Origin of the sequence: Arthrobacter sp. FW306-07-I (assembly GCF_021800405.1) — a bacterium.
Lineage (GTDB): Bacteria > Actinomycetota > Actinomycetes > Actinomycetales > Micrococcaceae > Arthrobacter.
In genome coordinates this window covers 794496-811058 of sequence record NZ_CP084550.1, presented here as the reverse complement: position 1 = coordinate 811058, position 16563 = coordinate 794496, and the positions used below count along the sequence as shown (strand labels likewise).

At 61.9% G+C, this 16563-nt stretch carries 15 protein-coding genes; 13 read left to right on the top strand and 2 right to left on the bottom strand.

Features of this window, described 5'->3' with window-relative positions; all coding sequences use genetic code 11:
* Positions 1-6 precede the first annotated feature (6 nt).
* The 12 genes from LFT46_RS03840 (at position 7) to LFT46_RS03785 (ending at position 12733) form a co-directional block, all read left to right on the top strand.
* Positions 7-1449: a purine-cytosine permease family protein gene (locus tag LFT46_RS03840; RefSeq protein ID WP_236821309.1), complete on the top strand. Its 1443-nt coding sequence runs from the start codon at positions 7-9 to the stop codon at positions 1447-1449.
* A complete protein-coding gene (locus LFT46_RS03835; RefSeq protein ID WP_141158698.1) occupies positions 1446-2102 on the top strand; it encodes a flavin reductase family protein in 657 nt (218 codons plus the stop codon). Before LFT46_RS03840 ends, LFT46_RS03835 begins: the two co-directional genes overlap by 4 nt.
* A gap of 480 nt (positions 2103-2582) precedes the next feature.
* Positions 2583-3920, top strand: coding sequence for an MFS transporter (locus LFT46_RS03830; protein ID WP_236821308.1), 1338 nt, complete (start codon positions 2583-2585; stop codon positions 3918-3920).
* 36 nt (positions 3921-3956) lie between these two features.
* Positions 3957-5117 carry an amidohydrolase family protein gene (locus LFT46_RS03825; protein WP_236821307.1) on the top strand — a complete coding sequence of 387 codons (1161 nt, stop codon included), beginning with the start codon at positions 3957-3959 and terminating at the stop codon, positions 5115-5117.
* 5 nt (positions 5118-5122) lie between these two features.
* Positions 5123-6331, top strand: a complete 1209-nt coding sequence (locus LFT46_RS03820) for an alpha-hydroxy acid oxidase (protein ID WP_236821306.1) — start codon at positions 5123-5125, stop codon at positions 6329-6331.
* Positions 6332-6350: 19 nt separating this feature from the next.
* The gene (locus tag LFT46_RS03815) at positions 6351-6914 is read left to right on the top strand and encodes a Rieske (2Fe-2S) protein (protein ID WP_236821305.1); all 564 of its coding nucleotides are present in this window, start codon (positions 6351-6353) and stop codon (positions 6912-6914) included.
* Positions 6911-7999, top strand: coding sequence for an amidohydrolase family protein (locus tag LFT46_RS03810; protein ID WP_236821304.1), 1089 nt, complete (start codon positions 6911-6913; stop codon positions 7997-7999). Before LFT46_RS03815 ends, LFT46_RS03810 begins: the two co-directional genes overlap by 4 nt.
* Complete coding sequence (locus LFT46_RS03805; protein WP_236821303.1) at positions 7996-8769, top strand: HpcH/HpaI aldolase family protein; 774 nt, start codon at positions 7996-7998, stop codon at positions 8767-8769. The genes LFT46_RS03810 and LFT46_RS03805 overlap by 4 nt, the downstream gene beginning before the upstream one ends.
* Before the next feature lie 39 nt (positions 8770-8808).
* A complete protein-coding gene (locus tag LFT46_RS03800) occupies positions 8809-9783 on the top strand; it encodes a phosphotriesterase family protein (RefSeq protein ID WP_236821302.1) in 975 nt (324 codons plus the stop codon).
* 38 nt (positions 9784-9821) lie between these two features.
* Complete coding sequence (locus tag LFT46_RS03795; RefSeq protein ID WP_236821301.1) at positions 9822-10154, top strand: 2Fe-2S iron-sulfur cluster-binding protein; 333 nt, start codon at positions 9822-9824, stop codon at positions 10152-10154.
* Positions 10151-11425: an NAD(P)/FAD-dependent oxidoreductase gene (locus LFT46_RS03790; protein ID WP_236821300.1), complete on the top strand. Its 1275-nt coding sequence runs from the start codon at positions 10151-10153 to the stop codon at positions 11423-11425. The genes LFT46_RS03795 and LFT46_RS03790 overlap by 4 nt, the downstream gene beginning before the upstream one ends.
* 609 nt (positions 11426-12034) lie before the next feature.
* Complete coding sequence (locus LFT46_RS03785; RefSeq protein ID WP_336885540.1) at positions 12035-12733, top strand: GntR family transcriptional regulator; 699 nt, start codon at positions 12035-12037, stop codon at positions 12731-12733.
* 723 nt (positions 12734-13456) lie between these two features.
* On the opposite strand, the gene LFT46_RS03780 is transcribed toward LFT46_RS03785, so the two are convergent.
* Both LFT46_RS03780 and LFT46_RS03775 read right to left on the bottom strand, forming a co-directional pair.
* Positions 13457-14392 carry a C-terminal binding protein gene (locus LFT46_RS03780; protein WP_236821299.1) on the bottom strand — a complete coding sequence of 312 codons (936 nt, stop codon included), beginning with the start codon at positions 14390-14392 and terminating at the stop codon, positions 13457-13459.
* A complete protein-coding gene (locus tag LFT46_RS03775) occupies positions 14389-15168 on the bottom strand; it encodes a GntR family transcriptional regulator (RefSeq protein WP_236821298.1) in 780 nt (259 codons plus the stop codon). Before LFT46_RS03775 ends, LFT46_RS03780 begins: the two co-directional genes overlap by 4 nt.
* A gap of 133 nt (positions 15169-15301) precedes the next feature.
* Here LFT46_RS03775 and LFT46_RS03770 point away from each other — a divergent pair, with 133 nt between their 5' ends.
* Positions 15302-16561, top strand: a complete 1260-nt coding sequence (locus LFT46_RS03770; RefSeq protein ID WP_236821297.1) for an iron-containing alcohol dehydrogenase — start codon at positions 15302-15304, stop codon at positions 16559-16561.
* Positions 16562-16563 lie beyond the last annotated feature (2 nt).

The following is a 16563-nucleotide window of genomic DNA, read 5'->3' as shown; positions in this document are numbered from 1 at the left end:
TCTGCAATGGCGAAGACCCTTACCGTCGAACGGCGTTCCATCGACTACATCCCACCTGAAGAGCGCCATGGCAAGCCCAGGAGCCTGCTCTTCGTATGGTTCGCTGCCAACACATCCATCACCGCAGTCGTAACAGGTGCCCTGTTTGTCATCTTGGGCAACAGCGCTCTCTGGTCGATCCCGGCCATCATCCTGGGCAACGCGGTAGGCGGGTTTTTCACCGCCCTGCACTCCGCCCAGGGCCCCAAACTCGGTGTGCCACAGATGATCCAGAGCCGGGCGCAATTCGGCTACTTCGGGGCGATCCTGCCGCTGGTCCTGGCCCTGATGATTTACGTCGGCTTCTACGCCACGGGCCTGGTCCTTGGCGGCCAGGCGATCGGCACCCTGCTCCACGTCCCGCCGCAGGTGGGCGCCATGGTCTTCGCACTCATGTCGGCGACACTGGCCATCATCGGCTACCGCTACATCCACAAGTTTTCGCACATCGCCGCCGTCCTGAGTGCCGTCGTGTTCGTCATCCTCCTCGTCCGCATCATCGCCGACGGGAACATCGGCCCAGTCGTGGAGACCAACGCGTTCGATGGGGCCGCGTTCGTCCTGGGCATCTCCCTCTCGGCCTCATGGCAGCTGACCTTCGGACCGTATATTGCGGACTACTCGAGGTATCTACCCGAGGACACCTCCAAGCGCGCCACGATCGGCTGGACCTTCCTGGGCAGCGTCCTGGGCGGCTCCCTGGCCATGACCCTGGGCGCTCTCGCCGCGGCCCTGGGCGGCAAAGCCTTCGGTCACGACCAGGTCGGCTACCTCGCCGGGCTCGGCGGCGCCATCTGGCCGCTGGTCCTGCTCGCCGTGATCCTGGGCAAGCTCACCGGCAACACCCTCAGCTCCTACGGCGGCTACATGTCACTCGCCACGATCATCACCAGCCTCACCGGCCAAGACCGGGTCAGCCCCCGTCAACGCTCGCTCTACGTCATAGCGATCTCGGTCGTTTCACTGGCCATCGCGTTGGCGGCCACCAACAACTTCCTGACCAACTTCACTAACTTTCTGTTGTTCCTGCTCTACTTCATGACCCCCTGGTCGGCCATCAATCTCGTCGACTACTACTGGGTCCGCAAGGAGCGCTACAGCATCGCCCAACTCTTCCTCCGAAACGGCGAATACGGCCGTTTCAACAAAGGCGCCTTCCTGGCATACGCCGTCGGAGTGCTCATCCAAATCCCGTTCATGAACAGCTCGCTCTACGTCGGCCCCATCGCCAACCTGCTCGGAGGCGCAGAAGTAGCCTGGCTCATTGGCCTCGTCGTCGCAGGCGGCCTGTACTACGCCACCTCCCGCGCCGTCCGGAACCGCGCCAGGACCTTTGAATCAATTTCAGGAAAGCCGCATGGGACCGCTGTCCCCGCAACGGCAACCATCACCTCTGAGGAGACCTTGTGAAATACGACCCCGCGCTCGAGCGCAGCCCCCTCCCCTACTCGCCCTTCAAGAGCTGCACCGTTCCCCGACCCATCGGCTGGCTCTCCAGCATCAGCCCGGACGGCGTGGAAAACCTGGCCCCTTACAGCCAGTGGCAGAACCTGACCTTCGACCCGCCCATGGTCATGTTCTCCGCCAACCAATACCCGGACGGGCGGCGGAAAGACACCGTCCTCAACGCGGAGCAGACCGGCTGGTTCGTCTGGAACATGGCCACCTACGACCTCCGTGAGGCCGTCAACATCAGTGCCATGGCACTGCCTTTCGAGGAAAACGAGTTCGACCGCGCCGGCATCAGCAAGCGATACGCCGAGCTCTCCCCCACACCCATGGTTGCCGAGAGCCCCGTTCATTTCGAATGCAAGTACCTCTCAACACACAGAATGACTGGCAACTCCAACGTCGGGACCATCGACATCGTCTTCGCACAGGTCGAACGGATCCACATCAACGACGAAGTCCTCACCCCCGACGGCCGACTCGACATCCCGAAAATCCGGCCCCTGGCCCGAATGGGATACCACGACTACACCTCCATCACAGAGACCTTCGAGATGAAAATCCCCCAAGCGTCCGACGACGAGGCATACGGCCTCGCCGGCCAACCCGCCTAACAAACCCCGCGATCCCGAAGACCCTGCACTCCCCCTGCAGGGTCTTCGGCTACACAGCGGAAGTCACCCAATCGGACAAACTACTCCCGGCTCGGCCCAGCCGGTACAGATTTACAGAATATTTACTATCGGCGCTTTAGCGCTGGCGGGGAGCGCCTTCGAAAGGACTATTTCCCGAGCGTTGGCTGGGGCGGTTTCACCTGACCATGTCAGCTCAGAACTGCCGAATACGCCGCCTGTTCGCTGTTCCAGGAACCCTAGGGTCAAAAGGAGCATCGACTCCGGTCGTCTAGACACCTGGACCGAAGGGATGACGCCACCCCTCATACTCTGATGGGTTGGAGGGCGGTGCGTTCAACCGTCCTCTACGTTAGTGATGTCAGTCACGAAAACTCTTGATTTTATAAAATATAAAAGCTAGAGTCCTCGAGAACGGGGAATCGCCCCGGTCCTTACACGGAGGCCTAGATGGACGACTCAATGACGAGTACTTCAAGCCCGGCGGAACGGGTTGAACTGGAACCGGAGCTGCCGGTTACTCCCCCCAATGAACGGCGACGCGTTCTGGTTTCAAGCCTGATCGGCGCTCTGATCGAGTGGTACGACTTCTATCTGTTCGGCATCGCATCGGCCATCGTCTTTAACGCCCTGTTCTTTCCAGAATTCGATCCGCTCGTCGGGACGTTTCTGGCGTTCACGACCCTGGCTATCGGATTCTTTGCCCGCCCCCTCGGCGGAGCCATTTGGGGCCACTTCGGTGACCGAGTTGGCCGGAAGCAGATGCTGGTCCTGTCGATCGTTGCGATGGGCATCTGCACCGCTGCCATGGGTTTGTTGCCGACATACGCCCAGATCGGGGTCGCGGCACCCATTCTGCTGTTGCTGCTCCGCCTCGTTCAGGGTGTGGCAGCTGGCGGTGAATGGGGCGGCGCGGTCCTCATGGCGATGGAACACTCACCCAAGCGCCGCGGGTTCTCGAGCAGTTTCCCGCAAATTGGTCTTACGGGCGGAATCCTCGTTGCCAACGGAGTGTTCGCTGCCGTCGCCGCACTCATGACCCAAGCGCAGCTCCTGGCCTGGGGATGGCGGATTCCGTTCCTGTTCTCGGCCGTTTTGGTGATTATTGGCCTGTGGATCCGCCTGGGTGTGAGCGAGAGCCCCGTCTTCCTGGCTGAGCAAAAGAAACAGTCGCAGGATCCGGGCCGCCAGAAGGCGCCCCTAGCTGAGGTCTTCAAACATCCACGGACCCTGATCGTGACCGTCCTTCTGGTTACCGGCCCGTTCGCGGTCAGTGCCGTGTACCTGACGTTTGCTGCTTCCTACGGCCTGCAGGTCGGCTTCTCCCGGTCGGATCTGCTGACAGCCTCCATCGTCGCGGCAGCCGTCGGTGTGATTGGACAACCGATTTTCGCCACCTGGTCGGACTACATCGGCCGGAAGAAGGTCGTGGCCAGCGGCCTGATCCTTCAGGCCGTCACAGGCGTGGTGTTCTTCGCGCAGATGAACGCCGGCAGCGTCCCCGGGCTGTACTGGTCCATTTCCCTGATTTCTGTCGCCCACGCGATTTGTTATGCGCCGCTGGCGGCCTGGCTCGGAGAACTCTTCCCCACCCACCTGCGTTACACAGGGTCCTCCATGGGTTACCAGATCGCCGGCACATTGGGCGGCGGCCTGGCCCCGGCCATTTGCACCGCGCTCCTGATAACGGCCGGAGGCGCGCCCCACTCCGAGCTGGTCGTCGGCTTCACGGCGGCAATCAGCCTGCTCTCCCTGATCGGTGTGCTCATGGCCAAAGAAACGTACAAAGCCAAGCTCTAAGACCTCAACGCAGACTGACGCAACAAGGAAACAACCATGACGATCACCACCCTCAACACTCCCGCGACGTCCCGCGGATCCAAGCTCGGCGTCATCGACGTGGATTTCCACCCGATGCCCCTGCCCACCGACCCCCAGGTCGCACGCCACCTTCCCCAGCAGTGGCGCGACTACATCAGCCGGTATGGCCTTGGCGCCATGGGTGGAGGCGTCTACCCATCACAGCGCGAATTCACTCACAGGCTCGACGCCGTGGACGTGAACGGTCGGGTCGGAGTCGATCCGCACCTGGCCGTTGAACAGGTACTGGACCTCTTCGACATGACGGCTGCGGTGCTGACCTGTCCCCAGACCTACATCATCACCAACGGCGGGGCGAACATGCCGCACCAGCTGGCGACCAGCCTGTACCGCGCCTACAACAATGCCCTCGCCGAAACCTGGTGCGGGGCGGACGACCGCTTCCGGGCCTCCATCACCGTCGCCCGCGACATCCCCGGGGGTGAAAAGGAAATCGAGCGCTGCAAGGAGGGCGAAAACGGGGACAAGTTCGTTCAGGTTCTCATGTCGCCCTCGGGACAGGATCCGCTCGGAAAGCACCGTTACTGGCCGATCTTTGAAGCCTGCGAGCATTACGACATCCCGCTGTCCTTCCACGTGCCGGGCATGGGCCGCCAGCCCACCGGAGCAGGCCGCCAGAACTTCTACGCCGAAACCCACGCCGCATTTGGCGTCCTGCCGCTGGCCCTCGTTCCCAGCCTCATCTTTGAAGGTGTCTTCGACCGCTTCCCCAAACTCAAGATCGCCGTTCTCGAAATGGGCTGGGACTGGGTCGCCCCCTTCAGCTGGCGCCTGGATGCAACCTACAACGCTCTGCGGGACGAGGTTCCCCACCTGCAGAGGAAACCATCGGAATATCTGAAGGAGCATTTCTGGTTCAGCACCCAGCCACTGGAAGAGCCGGAGCGTCCGGACCAGCTCGAGGATGTCTTCGGGATGTTTGAAGGATCCGGCTTCGCTGACCGTCTCATGTTCTCCTCGGACTACCCGCACTGGGACTACGACTCGCCCTATGAGTCTATTCCGGAAAGCTTTCCCGAGGACCGCCGGCGCCGCATTCTGGGGGAAAACGCCAGCAAGCTCTACGGCATCCCCCTCCGTGAAGACAGCGGACTCCCGTCACCGACCGGAGCGTAGCCGCCATGAGCATCAGCAGCACGATCAGTAAACGGCGTCTGGCGGCAGTACTGAATTATGACGATGCGCGGGCGGGAGCGCACAAGCGCCTGCCCAAAGCGATCTTCGACTACGTCGACGGCGGCGCCGAAGACGAAGTGACGCTGCGCCGCAACACGGACGCTTTTCGCGACCTGACCTTTGAGCCCCGGGGGGCCACCTGGGTCGAACAACCCGACCTGAGAACACATGTCCTGGGCCTTGACCTGTCAATGCCGGTCCTCACCGCACCGTGCGGTGGTATGCGGCTCGTCCACCCGGACGGCGACCTCGGCATCGCAGCGGCCGCAGCCCACGCCGGCATAGCCCACGTTGCCACATCGGCTTCCGGCTACACCCTCGAAGAAATCGCCGCGACCCCCGGACCACAATGGTTCCAGGCCTACCGGTTTTCCAACCAGGACGCGATGAAGTCCTTGGTCCAGCGGGCGAAGGCAGCCGGCTTTGACGGGCTGGTCGCCACCATCGACACCAGCGTCTCCGGCAACCGGGAAAAGGACTTCCGCAACGGTTTCAGCTACGACATGCGCATCAACCTCAGCAACGCCCTCCGAATGGCACCCCAGATGCTCCGCCGCCCCGAATGGGTCTACCGCTACATGCGCGACGGAATGCCATTCCAGCTGCCGAACACCGCCGACCTGACCGTGGACGGCAAGCCCATGGAACTGACAGAAATGATCCGGACCGGAAAGGACTCCCACTCCCCCTCCTGGGACGATATCGCCTGGATGCGCGCGAACTGGGATGGACCACTCATTGTCAAAGGAATCCTAAGCGTCGCAGATGCACTCACGGCAGCCAGGCTTGGGGTCGACGGCATCATCGTCTCCAACCACGGCGGCCGCCAACTCGACGGCGCCCCGGCTTCGATCACCGTGCTGCCCCAAATCGTCGACGCCGTCGGTGAAACCGTCACCGTCATGCTCGACAGCGGCATCCGCCGCGGAAGCGACGTGCTCAAAGCACTCTCACTCGGGGCCAAGGCAGTCCTTGTTGGCCGGTTGCCAGCGTGGGGCCTGGCAATCAGCGGGCAGGCCGGGGTCTCCCACGTCCTGGAAGTTACCCGGGCCGAGATGATCAGGACCATGCGGCTGCTGGGGTGCCCGTCAGTGCAGCAACTGGACCCCGCCTGGCTCAGCGGCCCCCTCCTCGCCGGTGCCGAGGCACGGTAAAGCAGAAAGCGAATATCAAATGACCGAATCAACCGCCACCAAACGCCCCCAGAAGTTTGTCGTCGCAAGAGCCGAAGAAATACCCGAAGGCAGCCGCCTTATCGTCGACGTCGGAGGACGGGAAGTCGGAATTTTCAACATCAAGGGAAAGTACTACGGCATGCTCAACCGCTGCCCCCACGTCGGCGGTCCACTATGCCAGGGCCAACTGGTTAATACCGTCACCTCGACCGGGCCCGGCCACATCACCCTTGATGAGTCGCAGGACCTGCTCACCTGCCCGTGGCACAACTGGGAGTTCGACATCAAGACCGGACAGTCGTACTGGGATCCCAAGCACATGCGCGCGCGGCCCTTCGCGGTCGGCGTCGAGGCCGGACAGGACGTTGCCGAACAGGTCGAGGACGGAACGCTCGGGCGGATCAAGGGGCCCTACCGCGCCGAAACCATCGAAGTCACCGTCGAATCCGATTACGTCGTGCTGTCTATGCGGCCCCAGCGGCCCGGCGCCCCCGTCAAACCCGGTGCCTGCGCACCGCCTGCCGCCCTAAGCCATGAAGAGAAAGTAGAGGTTCCCCGATGACTACCGCCCTGCTCGCCGGAACCAAGAGAAGCACCCTCTGGACCGGCCCCGTCATCGACTGCGACGTCCACGCCAACGTTCCCTCCATCGATACTCTCTTCGATTACATGGATCCTGTCTGGGTCCAAGGCACCAAGGAACGTGGCTGGCACGGCCCGGCCGCCCCGCGCCTGAGCTACCCGCCAGGAGCTGCCACCACCGCCCGGGAAGAGTGGCGCCACGAGGCGCTGATGCCGGCGTCCCAGCTGTCCATGCTGCAGAAGGACATCCTCAACCCCTGGCAGGTGGACCGTGCGGTACTTAACTGCTACTACGGTGTGGACTCCCTTCGCCACCCCGATTGGGCGGCAGCCTTGGCCGCATCCGTAAACGATTGGATCATCGCAGAATGGCTGAGCAAGGATCCGCGCCTTGCAGCGTCCCTGGTGATTCCGGCCCGTGACCCGATCGCGGCGGCGGCCGAAATCGACCGAGTCGGATCTCACCCCGGTTTCGTTCAGGTTATGCTTCCGGTCCGCTCCGAACGCCTCTACGGCCAGCGGATATTCCACCCAATCTACGAGGCGGCTACCCGGAACGATCTCGTTGTCGGCCTCCAATGGGGCGGTACGACAGAAGACGCCCCGTCCCCGACAGGCTACTCATCCTGGTATGCGGAGGAATATGCCGCCGAAACCCAGGTCTACCTCGCACAGCTGACAAGCATGGTCTTTGAAGGCGTCTTCCAGAAGTTCCCGACCCTGCGCGTGGCGGTCATGGAAGGAGGATTCAGCTGGGTTCCCATGTGGGGCTGGAGCATGAACAAGAAATGGAAAGGGTTGCGCCGCGAAACCCCGTGGGTCGACCGGCTGCCCCTGGATATCGTCAGGGACCACGTCCGTTTCTCCGTAGCGCCCGCCGACCTCGGGCCGCGTGAACACTCGCAGCGAATCATCGAATGGCTTGGTTCGGACGACCTGCTGATGTTCGCCACCGACTACCCGCACCGCCATGACGACCACATCGACGAACTGTTGGACATCGTCCCCGAGACGATGAAGGCAAAGCTGATGTCCCAAACCGCTAAGTCCTGGTACAAACTATGACCAGCCTTCCCCGCCCCAACAGGCTCAAGACCCGCCTGTCAGCCAGCCACGCCGCCGTTGGACTCTCCTGCGCCCTGGGAAGCGCCCAAATCGCCGAAGAGTTCGCGATGGCAGGATTCGATTTCATCTACATCGATCAACAGCACGGCCTGACATCCCAGGACACCCTGATCGAAATGCTCCGCGCGATCGCCGCCAGCCAGACCACACCCCTGGTACGGGTGGCCCAGAACGACCGCGCCCTCATCGGCCAGGCACTTGACGCCGGAGCCGAGGGCGTCATCGTACCGATGGTCAACACGGCCGAGGAGGCTGCCCTCGCCGCCCGGGCCTGCCGGTACTACCCCCAGGGTGAGCGCAGCTGGGGACCCATCCGCGCCCGCTACGGCCTTGGAACCGACCCGGAAACCGTCAACCGCGAGGTCCTGTGCCTGGTCATGATTGAAACCGCCGAAGCGCTGAACAACCTCGAGGACATCATCACCACACCGGGAATCGACGGCGTCTACATCGGACCGGCCGACCTGGGCGTCAGCCTCGGCGGCCAGCCACTAAACATCGAACAAGCCACCGATCCCGAACATATCAGCGCCATCACCCGCATCCGACAGGCCTGCCTCGACAACAACCGGATTGTCGGCATTACCGGGGACCCGGAAAAGCTCATCGCTGACGGGTTCAACCTGGTCACCGCGGCCCTGGACTTTGCCATCATCCGCAAAGCACTGGACCAGATCCACCGGCAGACGCCCGTAAGCGCCGCACAGTAGAAAACTTTCAGACGGAACGAAGGAAAGGCAAAAGCCATCATGACCAGCGTCGAAACAGTCCGGGGACCAGTCGCCGTAGAAAACCTCGGCACCACCCTGACCCACGAGCACCTGTTCACCAAAAACCCCGAACTCGAACAAAACTACCCCCACCCCGAATGGGATGAAGACCGCTTCGTCCAGAAAGCCATTGACGGCCTGAACGCTCTCAAGGCCAAAGGCATCGACACGGTAGTCGACCTCACCGTCCCGGGCCTCGGCCGCTACATCCCCAGGATCCAGAAGGTGGCCGCGGAGACAGAAATCAACATTGTCGTGGCCACCGGCTTCTACAGCTTCAAAGACCTGCCGATGTTCTTCAAGGTCAATGGTCCAGGACTCATAGTCGACCGGCCCGAACCGCTGGAAGAGTACTTCATCAAAGACATCACCCAGGGCATCGCCGACACCGCAGTCAAGGCCGCCATGATCAAGATCGCAACGGACGAATACGGGATCACCCCGGACGTGGACCGGATCATGCGGGCAGCGGCCGTAGCCCACCAGGAAACCGGAACGACTATCACCACCCACACCCACGCCGAACACTTCACCGGACGGGACCAGCAGAAGTTCTTCGAAGCCCTCGGAGTTCCGCTGGAACACCTGGTCATCGGACATTGCGGCGACAGCACTGACCTGAGCTACCTCCGGGAACTCATGGACAACGGATCAACCATCGGGCTCGACCGGTTCGGCATGGAACAGGTGCTGCAGGACGACCAACGCATAGACATGCTCGTAAAACTCTGCGAACTGGGCTACGCCGACCGCCTGACACTCTCGCACGATGCAGGTTTCTTCAGCATCAACACCCCCCCGTCCTGGCGGGCAAAACACGCCCCCAACTGGCACCACGCCAACATTTCGGACCGCATCCTTCCCGCCCTACGCGAACGAGGCGTGTCCGACGAAACCATCCACCAGATCATGGTCACGAACGCCGCCCGGGTCCTGGTCGGACGACGCCCCTGACCACCCAGGCAAAGCCACAAACAGCTAGGAACCAGAGAATGCCAAAGATCTTCTACCACCACGCAAGCGGCAACACAGACGTTGTCGACGCCGTCCCAGGTACCTCCGTCATGCGCGCCGCCGTCACAAACGGCGTGGACGGCATCATCGGGGAGTGCGGAGGCCAGGCCATGTGCGCTACCTGCCACGTCTACGTCCGGGAGGACTACCTCCATTGCCTGCCTGGAATGAATGAGGACGAAGAGGAGATGCTTGAAGTCACCTCCTCACCCCGGGATGCGGAGCGATCGCGCCTCGGCTGCCAGATCAAGGTCGGACCCGCCCTCGAAGAGATCGCCGTCGACGTTCCCCTGACACAGGCAGAACAATGAGCGGCATCGTCATCATCGGCGGAGGGCAGGCCGGCGTCCAGCTGGCCGACTCCCTCCGGAGCGAAGGCTACCAAGGTCCCATCGACCTATTCGCGGATGAACCCCACCTGCCCTACCAACGCCCGCCACTGTCCAAGGACTTTATCACCGGCGACGACAGCGCTGAGCCCCTGCCGTTGCGAGCCGAAACGTTTTTCGCCGAACGAGGAGTGCAATTCCACCCGGGCATTAGGGTGCTCGCCATCGAACGAGACCAGCAAACTGTCAGCACCAGCAACGGCCGCACTGTCCCGTATGAGTCGCTCGTTTTCGCTACCGGCGCGCGCAACCGGGAAATGACCATCCCGGGAGTGGACCTGAAGGGCATCCACTACCTCAGAACGTTGGACGATGCCATGGCGCTGCAGACAGCAATGACAGCAGCAAGGCGTGTCGTGGTCGTAGGGGCCGGATTCATAGGCCTGGAATTCGCCGCAGGTGCCCGACAACGGGGACTGGATGTGACCGTCCTCGAATTCGCCCCCCGCCCTATGGCGCGGGTCCTCTCGCCAACCATGTCGGCCTACTTCGCAGAAACCCACACCTGCAACGGCATCAACATGCGGCTGGGCGAGGGCGTTGCCTCATTCACCGGGACGGATGGGAAGCTCACAGGGGCTGTGGGCACCAGCGGCACGACATACCCGGCCGACCTCGTCGTCATCGGAGTCGGCGTTCTTCCCAACAGCGAACTGGCAGAACAAACAGGCCTCGACGTCAACAACGGGATCACCGTCGATTCCTGCCTCCGCACAGCCGACGCTCACATATTCGCACTCGGCGACTGCAGCAACTACCCCAATACCCACGCGCGGACGCGCCTCCGCCTCGAATCAGTCCAGAACGCAACCGACCAAGCCAGGACCCTGGCCAAAACCCTCACCGGCAAACCGACGGCGTACAAAAACCTCCCGTGGTTCTGGTCGCAGCAAGGCCCCATAAAACTACAGATCGCCGGAATCATCGGCGCAGACGACGAAACGATCCTCCGCGGAACCCCCGCCACCGGAAATTTTTCCGTGTACTGCTTCAGCGGCAGCCAGCTGACAGGCGTGGAATCGGTCAACAGCCCCGCAGATCATATGGCAGCCCGCAGAATCCTCGAACTGGGCCTTCCACTCATGCCCGAACAGGTAATGGATGCCGAATTCGATCTCAAGGGCTTTTCGAAAACAACACCCCTACCCCTCCATGAGAAGGAAAACCTTGAACAACCCGTGGCCACGCCATGACCGGAAAAGCTTTTGGGAATCAACGCGTCAATGCTCTGGCGCGGGTTCGGCTAAGTCCGGACCGGCGTCGTAGAAAACGCTATAGCCGCTGGGCAATGCGGCGTGAATAGCCGCACGCGACTGACGGGAGAACGCTGGTCGCCGATCGCAGCAGCTATGAACTGCTGCCCTCCAGAACATTCCACTGCCCACGCGGTCGATAGCTCGAACGTTCAGCAGCACCTCACGGGCGCTGCTGGACAGCTCAGCCAATATAGGCAACGGCCCATCGTCAACCGCCAGGGAGAAAACATGACACCGGTTCAGTGGAGCGCCGGACTTGCTGCCGCTCACACCGAGAGCCAAGGCGGCCAGGTAGCCCATCGAAGCGCCGCGCCCAGCAACGACAACGGCAATTCGATGGCAGGCTACACATCAGCACCATGGGAGGGTTGGTACCAAGAGCCCCAAGCCCATGTTCTGGACACCTGGAAATATAGTCAAGGCACCGTTTTATCCCTCGGCAATGCGGAATGACTGCCCTATCCTGTCCCTGGGCAACTCGCGCAGGCACTGCCAGGACGAGACAATTCAGAAGGCCTCGAATCACCACATGATAAAATATTTTTTATGCAAAAGCTCAGCAAACGGGAGTTGATGGGCCAAGAAGTCGCATCGCTTATACGTGACCAAATACTCAGCGGCGACGTCAAACACGGGGAAGCATTGAGACTCGCCCCCCTGGCCGAGAAGCTCGACATGAGCATCACTCCCGTACGGGAGGCCCTCCTGCAGCTGGCACAAGACGGCTGGGTAGTGCACCAGCCGAACCGCGGGTTCCGGGTTGTTCCGATGCGGCGCGACAACGTCGTCGACACATACTTCATGTGGGCCACCGCGGAAGGTGAACTAGCGGCCCGTGCAGCCACGCGCGATGACCCAGAAGGCATCATTGTCCTCCGCAACATCGACGACGAGCTGCACAAACTGGATGACCACCACACCACCACAGCACTGGAACTCAATGCCAACCTTCACACCACCATCCACACCATGGCCGACGCTCCCAAGCTGCTATGGTTCGCCGAGGCCGCACGACGACTCGTGCCTCTGAGATTCGATTCGTCTTTTCACTCCGTTCCGGGCTGGGCCGAGATCAACCGCTTCGGGCACACGGCCGTAATCGATCGGATTGAAACGGGTGACGCCGCAGCGGCCCGGAAACTCATGTTTGAACACTTTCAAAGCACCTGCGACCTGCTCGTGCGATGGCTGGACTCGCTGGACTTCTGGGAGTCCGAACCGGCACCGAAACCGCGTCAGAGCTAACCCTTGGACGGGCATCACCGCACCGATCTACTCGTCGCCCTGCTTATAGCCCGCGACGACACTTCCAATAACCATTCCCAATACAAGAATGGTTCGAATCTGCCCGACGCCTAAGCCGGCAGGCGATGCCAGCGCCGCCGGAAGCGTTCGTGACAGCTATACCCGGGAAACCAAAAGATAAATAGGACCGCTGAGGCTTCGGAGCCACTCGTGGGATTTACCTCTCCCGGAGAAGCTTGACGGAACAAGTCGCACCATCGGCACGAGAACAGCGGCAACGGAGACCTGCAATAATCGGCAACCACCCAAGGCCCACCCGGCTGATGTGCGCCCCAACCCGACGCAAATGCCCTGCGGGGCCACCCAGGAATAAGGGACTTCAATCCGAGTCCGCTGAGGTAGGTTCCGCCGCCCACATCCAGGGACAATTCTCATGGGTTATCAACGGCTACTGCTGGTTTGGGAGCTAAGCCAGGGCACCCAATCTCCAGCCCGGATACCCGAATTGACCCCCAAACTGTGGACGGCACAGAGCCACCAGCGCAACTTGTTCGATCCTCGCCAGGTTGACGGAATCTTCACTATCGGCGCTTGGTGTGCTCGCTGAGAGGCCAACAAGGTGGGGCTATCTGGGCGCGACGTTACTTGAGACCCACACCTTGGAAGTGATCCTCCAAGTGCCTCGCTTTCCGGCGCGAAATACGTCCAGTTCGGATCGGAGTCTTATGACCCGGCCAGGGCGTAGTCCGCTTTTTGTCCGGAAAGGACTTTGATGATCTGTCCTACGGCTTTGCGTTGAGATTCTTTGAGTGCTTCCTCTGAGTAGTATGCGGAATGCGGGCTGACCAACAGGTTCGGGATGTCTGTAAGTAGTTCAGGATCCACCGGTTCCACCGGGAAGGTATCCAAACCTGCACCGCCGAGTCGGCCATCGCGGAGGGCTGCGAGTAGGTCTTCCAGGACGACGAGGGGGCCGCGTGCGACATTGATGACCATGGCTTTCGGCGGCATGCGGGTTATAGCGTCGGCGCTGATGATTCCGTGCGTATCTGGTGTCAGCGGTGCGTGGAGGAAGAGGAGGTCGGACTGTGCGAGGAGTAGGTCGAGGCTGACAGCGGTTACCGAGGGCGGAAGCTTGGACGCATAGGGGTCATGGGTGATGATGCGGCAGCCCAAGGTGGCCATGGTGGCCGCGACCTTCCGCCCGATCCTGCCGAATCCAAGGAATCCCGCGGTCAAGGTGGACAAGCGGTGGATGGGGCGGACGGAGGAAATGCGCCAGTCTCCCCTGCGGGTTGCAGCATCGGCGTCCTGCAACCGCCGATGGATCGCCAAAGCCATCGCCACCGCATGTTCGGCCACTTCCTCAACACAGTAGTCAGGAACATTGGTGACTGTGATGCCCCGGGATTCGGCGGCCGCCAGGTCGATGTTGTCCACGCCGATGCCGTACCGGGCGATGATTCTGGCCTGCTGCATGGTGGCCAGGACGTCGGCGGGCAGCGGATGGTAGGTCGTCAGGACAGCGTCCGCGTCCACAAGGTGTTGTCTTGCCTCTTCATCCGAGGTCGCGATGACCAGTTCGTGCCCGGCTTCGCTGAGCAGTGTCCGTTCGATCTCGACGCTCGGAAATACCTGGTCGGTGAGCAGGACTTTCATGATTCTTCGACCTCTCCCTCGCCGGCCGGACTTACCCGGGCGTCGCCGTTTCCGTTTTCAAAAGCGTTCAATAGCCTGTCCCTGGAATTTTCAATATGCCGCTTCATGAGGGCGGCGGCACCTTCCGCGTTGCGTTCCTTGATCGCGGCAAGAATCTGGTCATGCTCCCGCAATGCCTCCGACGTGCCCTGGGTGTTGAAGTGCAGGCGGAAGAGGTGGAGGTGACCGTGCAGGGCAGAGAGGCTTTCCCGGACCAGCGAGTTTCCCCCACAGGAAGCAATGAATTCATGGAATTCCGCGTCCTGCTGGGCAAACGAAGCGTACGAGCCGCGACCCGACTGCTGTTTCATTTCGGTTGTCATATGCTCCAGCGTGCCGATCTGCTTCTCGCTGGCGAGCCGGGCGCAACCACTCACGGCGAAAGGTTCGAGGAGGAGCCGCATCTCGTACAGCTCCTCGAACTGGCGCCGGCTCATGCGTTCAGCCGCGCGGTAGCCGACCAGGTGCGTTTTGGTCACCAAGCCTTGGGCCTCCAGCCGCAGCAGGGCTTCCCTGATCGGGCTCTGGGACACGCCGAGGCTGCGTGACAGCCGGTCAATCATGATTCTGGAGCCAGGTTCGATCGACCCGGACAGGAGTTCGTTGAGCAGCGTGTCGTAGACGCTGTCACCAAGCCGCCCCGGGCGCCGGCGTGTCCCTCCCCCGGCATCAGCATCCTGCCAGGGTCCCCCATGACCCAGATCACTTTTTTCTCTTGACATGGTCTTACCTTTCATGAATTATCTTCACATTGGATCGTATCGGATCTGATTTTTCAAGGACCACGGCACGCAGCAGAGCGGCCTGAAGCGACGACACTGCGCAATCACCGCCAGACCGCAGACGAACGCCGAATTCGAAGAGGAATACATGCACCAGCCAGTCTTGGGCCTGCTCCGGCAGCCCGCCACGATTCTCGTCGGGAGGGGGCAGCGCCACGCCCTCCCCCACCACCTGCCATCCGGAGCGCGACAGGCCCTAATCGTCACCGACGCCCGCATGGCCCAGGAACCGGCATTCACCGCTATGATGCGCCAGTTGAGGGACTCGGGCATTCACTGCACCACCATCGCCGATGTGCAACCGGAACTGCCCGTCGCGGACATCCTCGCCGCCAAGGAGAAACTTGCCGATGAACGCGTCGACGTCGTCGTCGGCATCGGCGGCGGAACCTGCATGGATTTCGCAAAGGTCATCGCCATCCTGCTCACTCACGGCGGCAAGCCGCAGGACTACTACGGGGAGTTTGCCGTCCCCGGCCCGACCGTCCCCGTTATCGCCATCCCCACCACAGCAGGAACAGGCTCGGAAGCAACACCCGTAGCCGTGGTCAGCGACCCCGACCGGGAAATGAAGGTTGGCATCTCCAGTCCCTACATCGTTCCTGTCACCGCGATCTGCGACCCTGAACTGAGTGACGGGGCCCCGCCGGCGTTGACCGCAGCCGTTGGAACGGATGCTCTCTCGCACGCCATTGAGTCATTCACTGCCATTCAGCGGCCGGCCACACCTCTCCTTGGTTCCGAGCGGGTGTTCGTCGGCAAGTCCCTGCTGACCGATCAGTATGCCTTGGCGGCAACAGCTGCGATAGGAAGAAGCCTCAAGACCGCCGTCAAGGGCGACACTGACCCCGAGCGCCTTGCGGCGGCACGGGACGATATGGTGTTCGCCGCAATGGCAGGCGGCCTGGCGCTGGGCACCGGCGGTACGGCGGCAGCGCATGCCCTGCAGTACCCCGTCGGTGCAGCTACACATACCCCTCACGGGGTCGGCGTGGGCGTCCTGCTCCCCTACGTCATGGAGTTCAACCGTCCGGCACGCGTGGCGGAGTTCGCCACCCTCGCCCGGGCCATGAACGTGGGCAGCGGGCAAGAAGACGATGAACAGCTTTCCCACCTCTTCATCGACCACATCGCGGGACTCCTGACCGCCATCGGGATCCCCACCACCCTCGACGGGCTCGGCATGCCACAGGGCAAGGAACGTTGGCTGGCAACCCAGGCAATGAAGGCAACCCGGCTGGTCGAAAACAATCCCCGCACCCTGGACATCGACGCCCTGGAAACCATCGCAGCCGCCGCCTACCGCGGCGACCGGCAGCTAGTCCACGCCGCCACAGCAACCCGATAAAC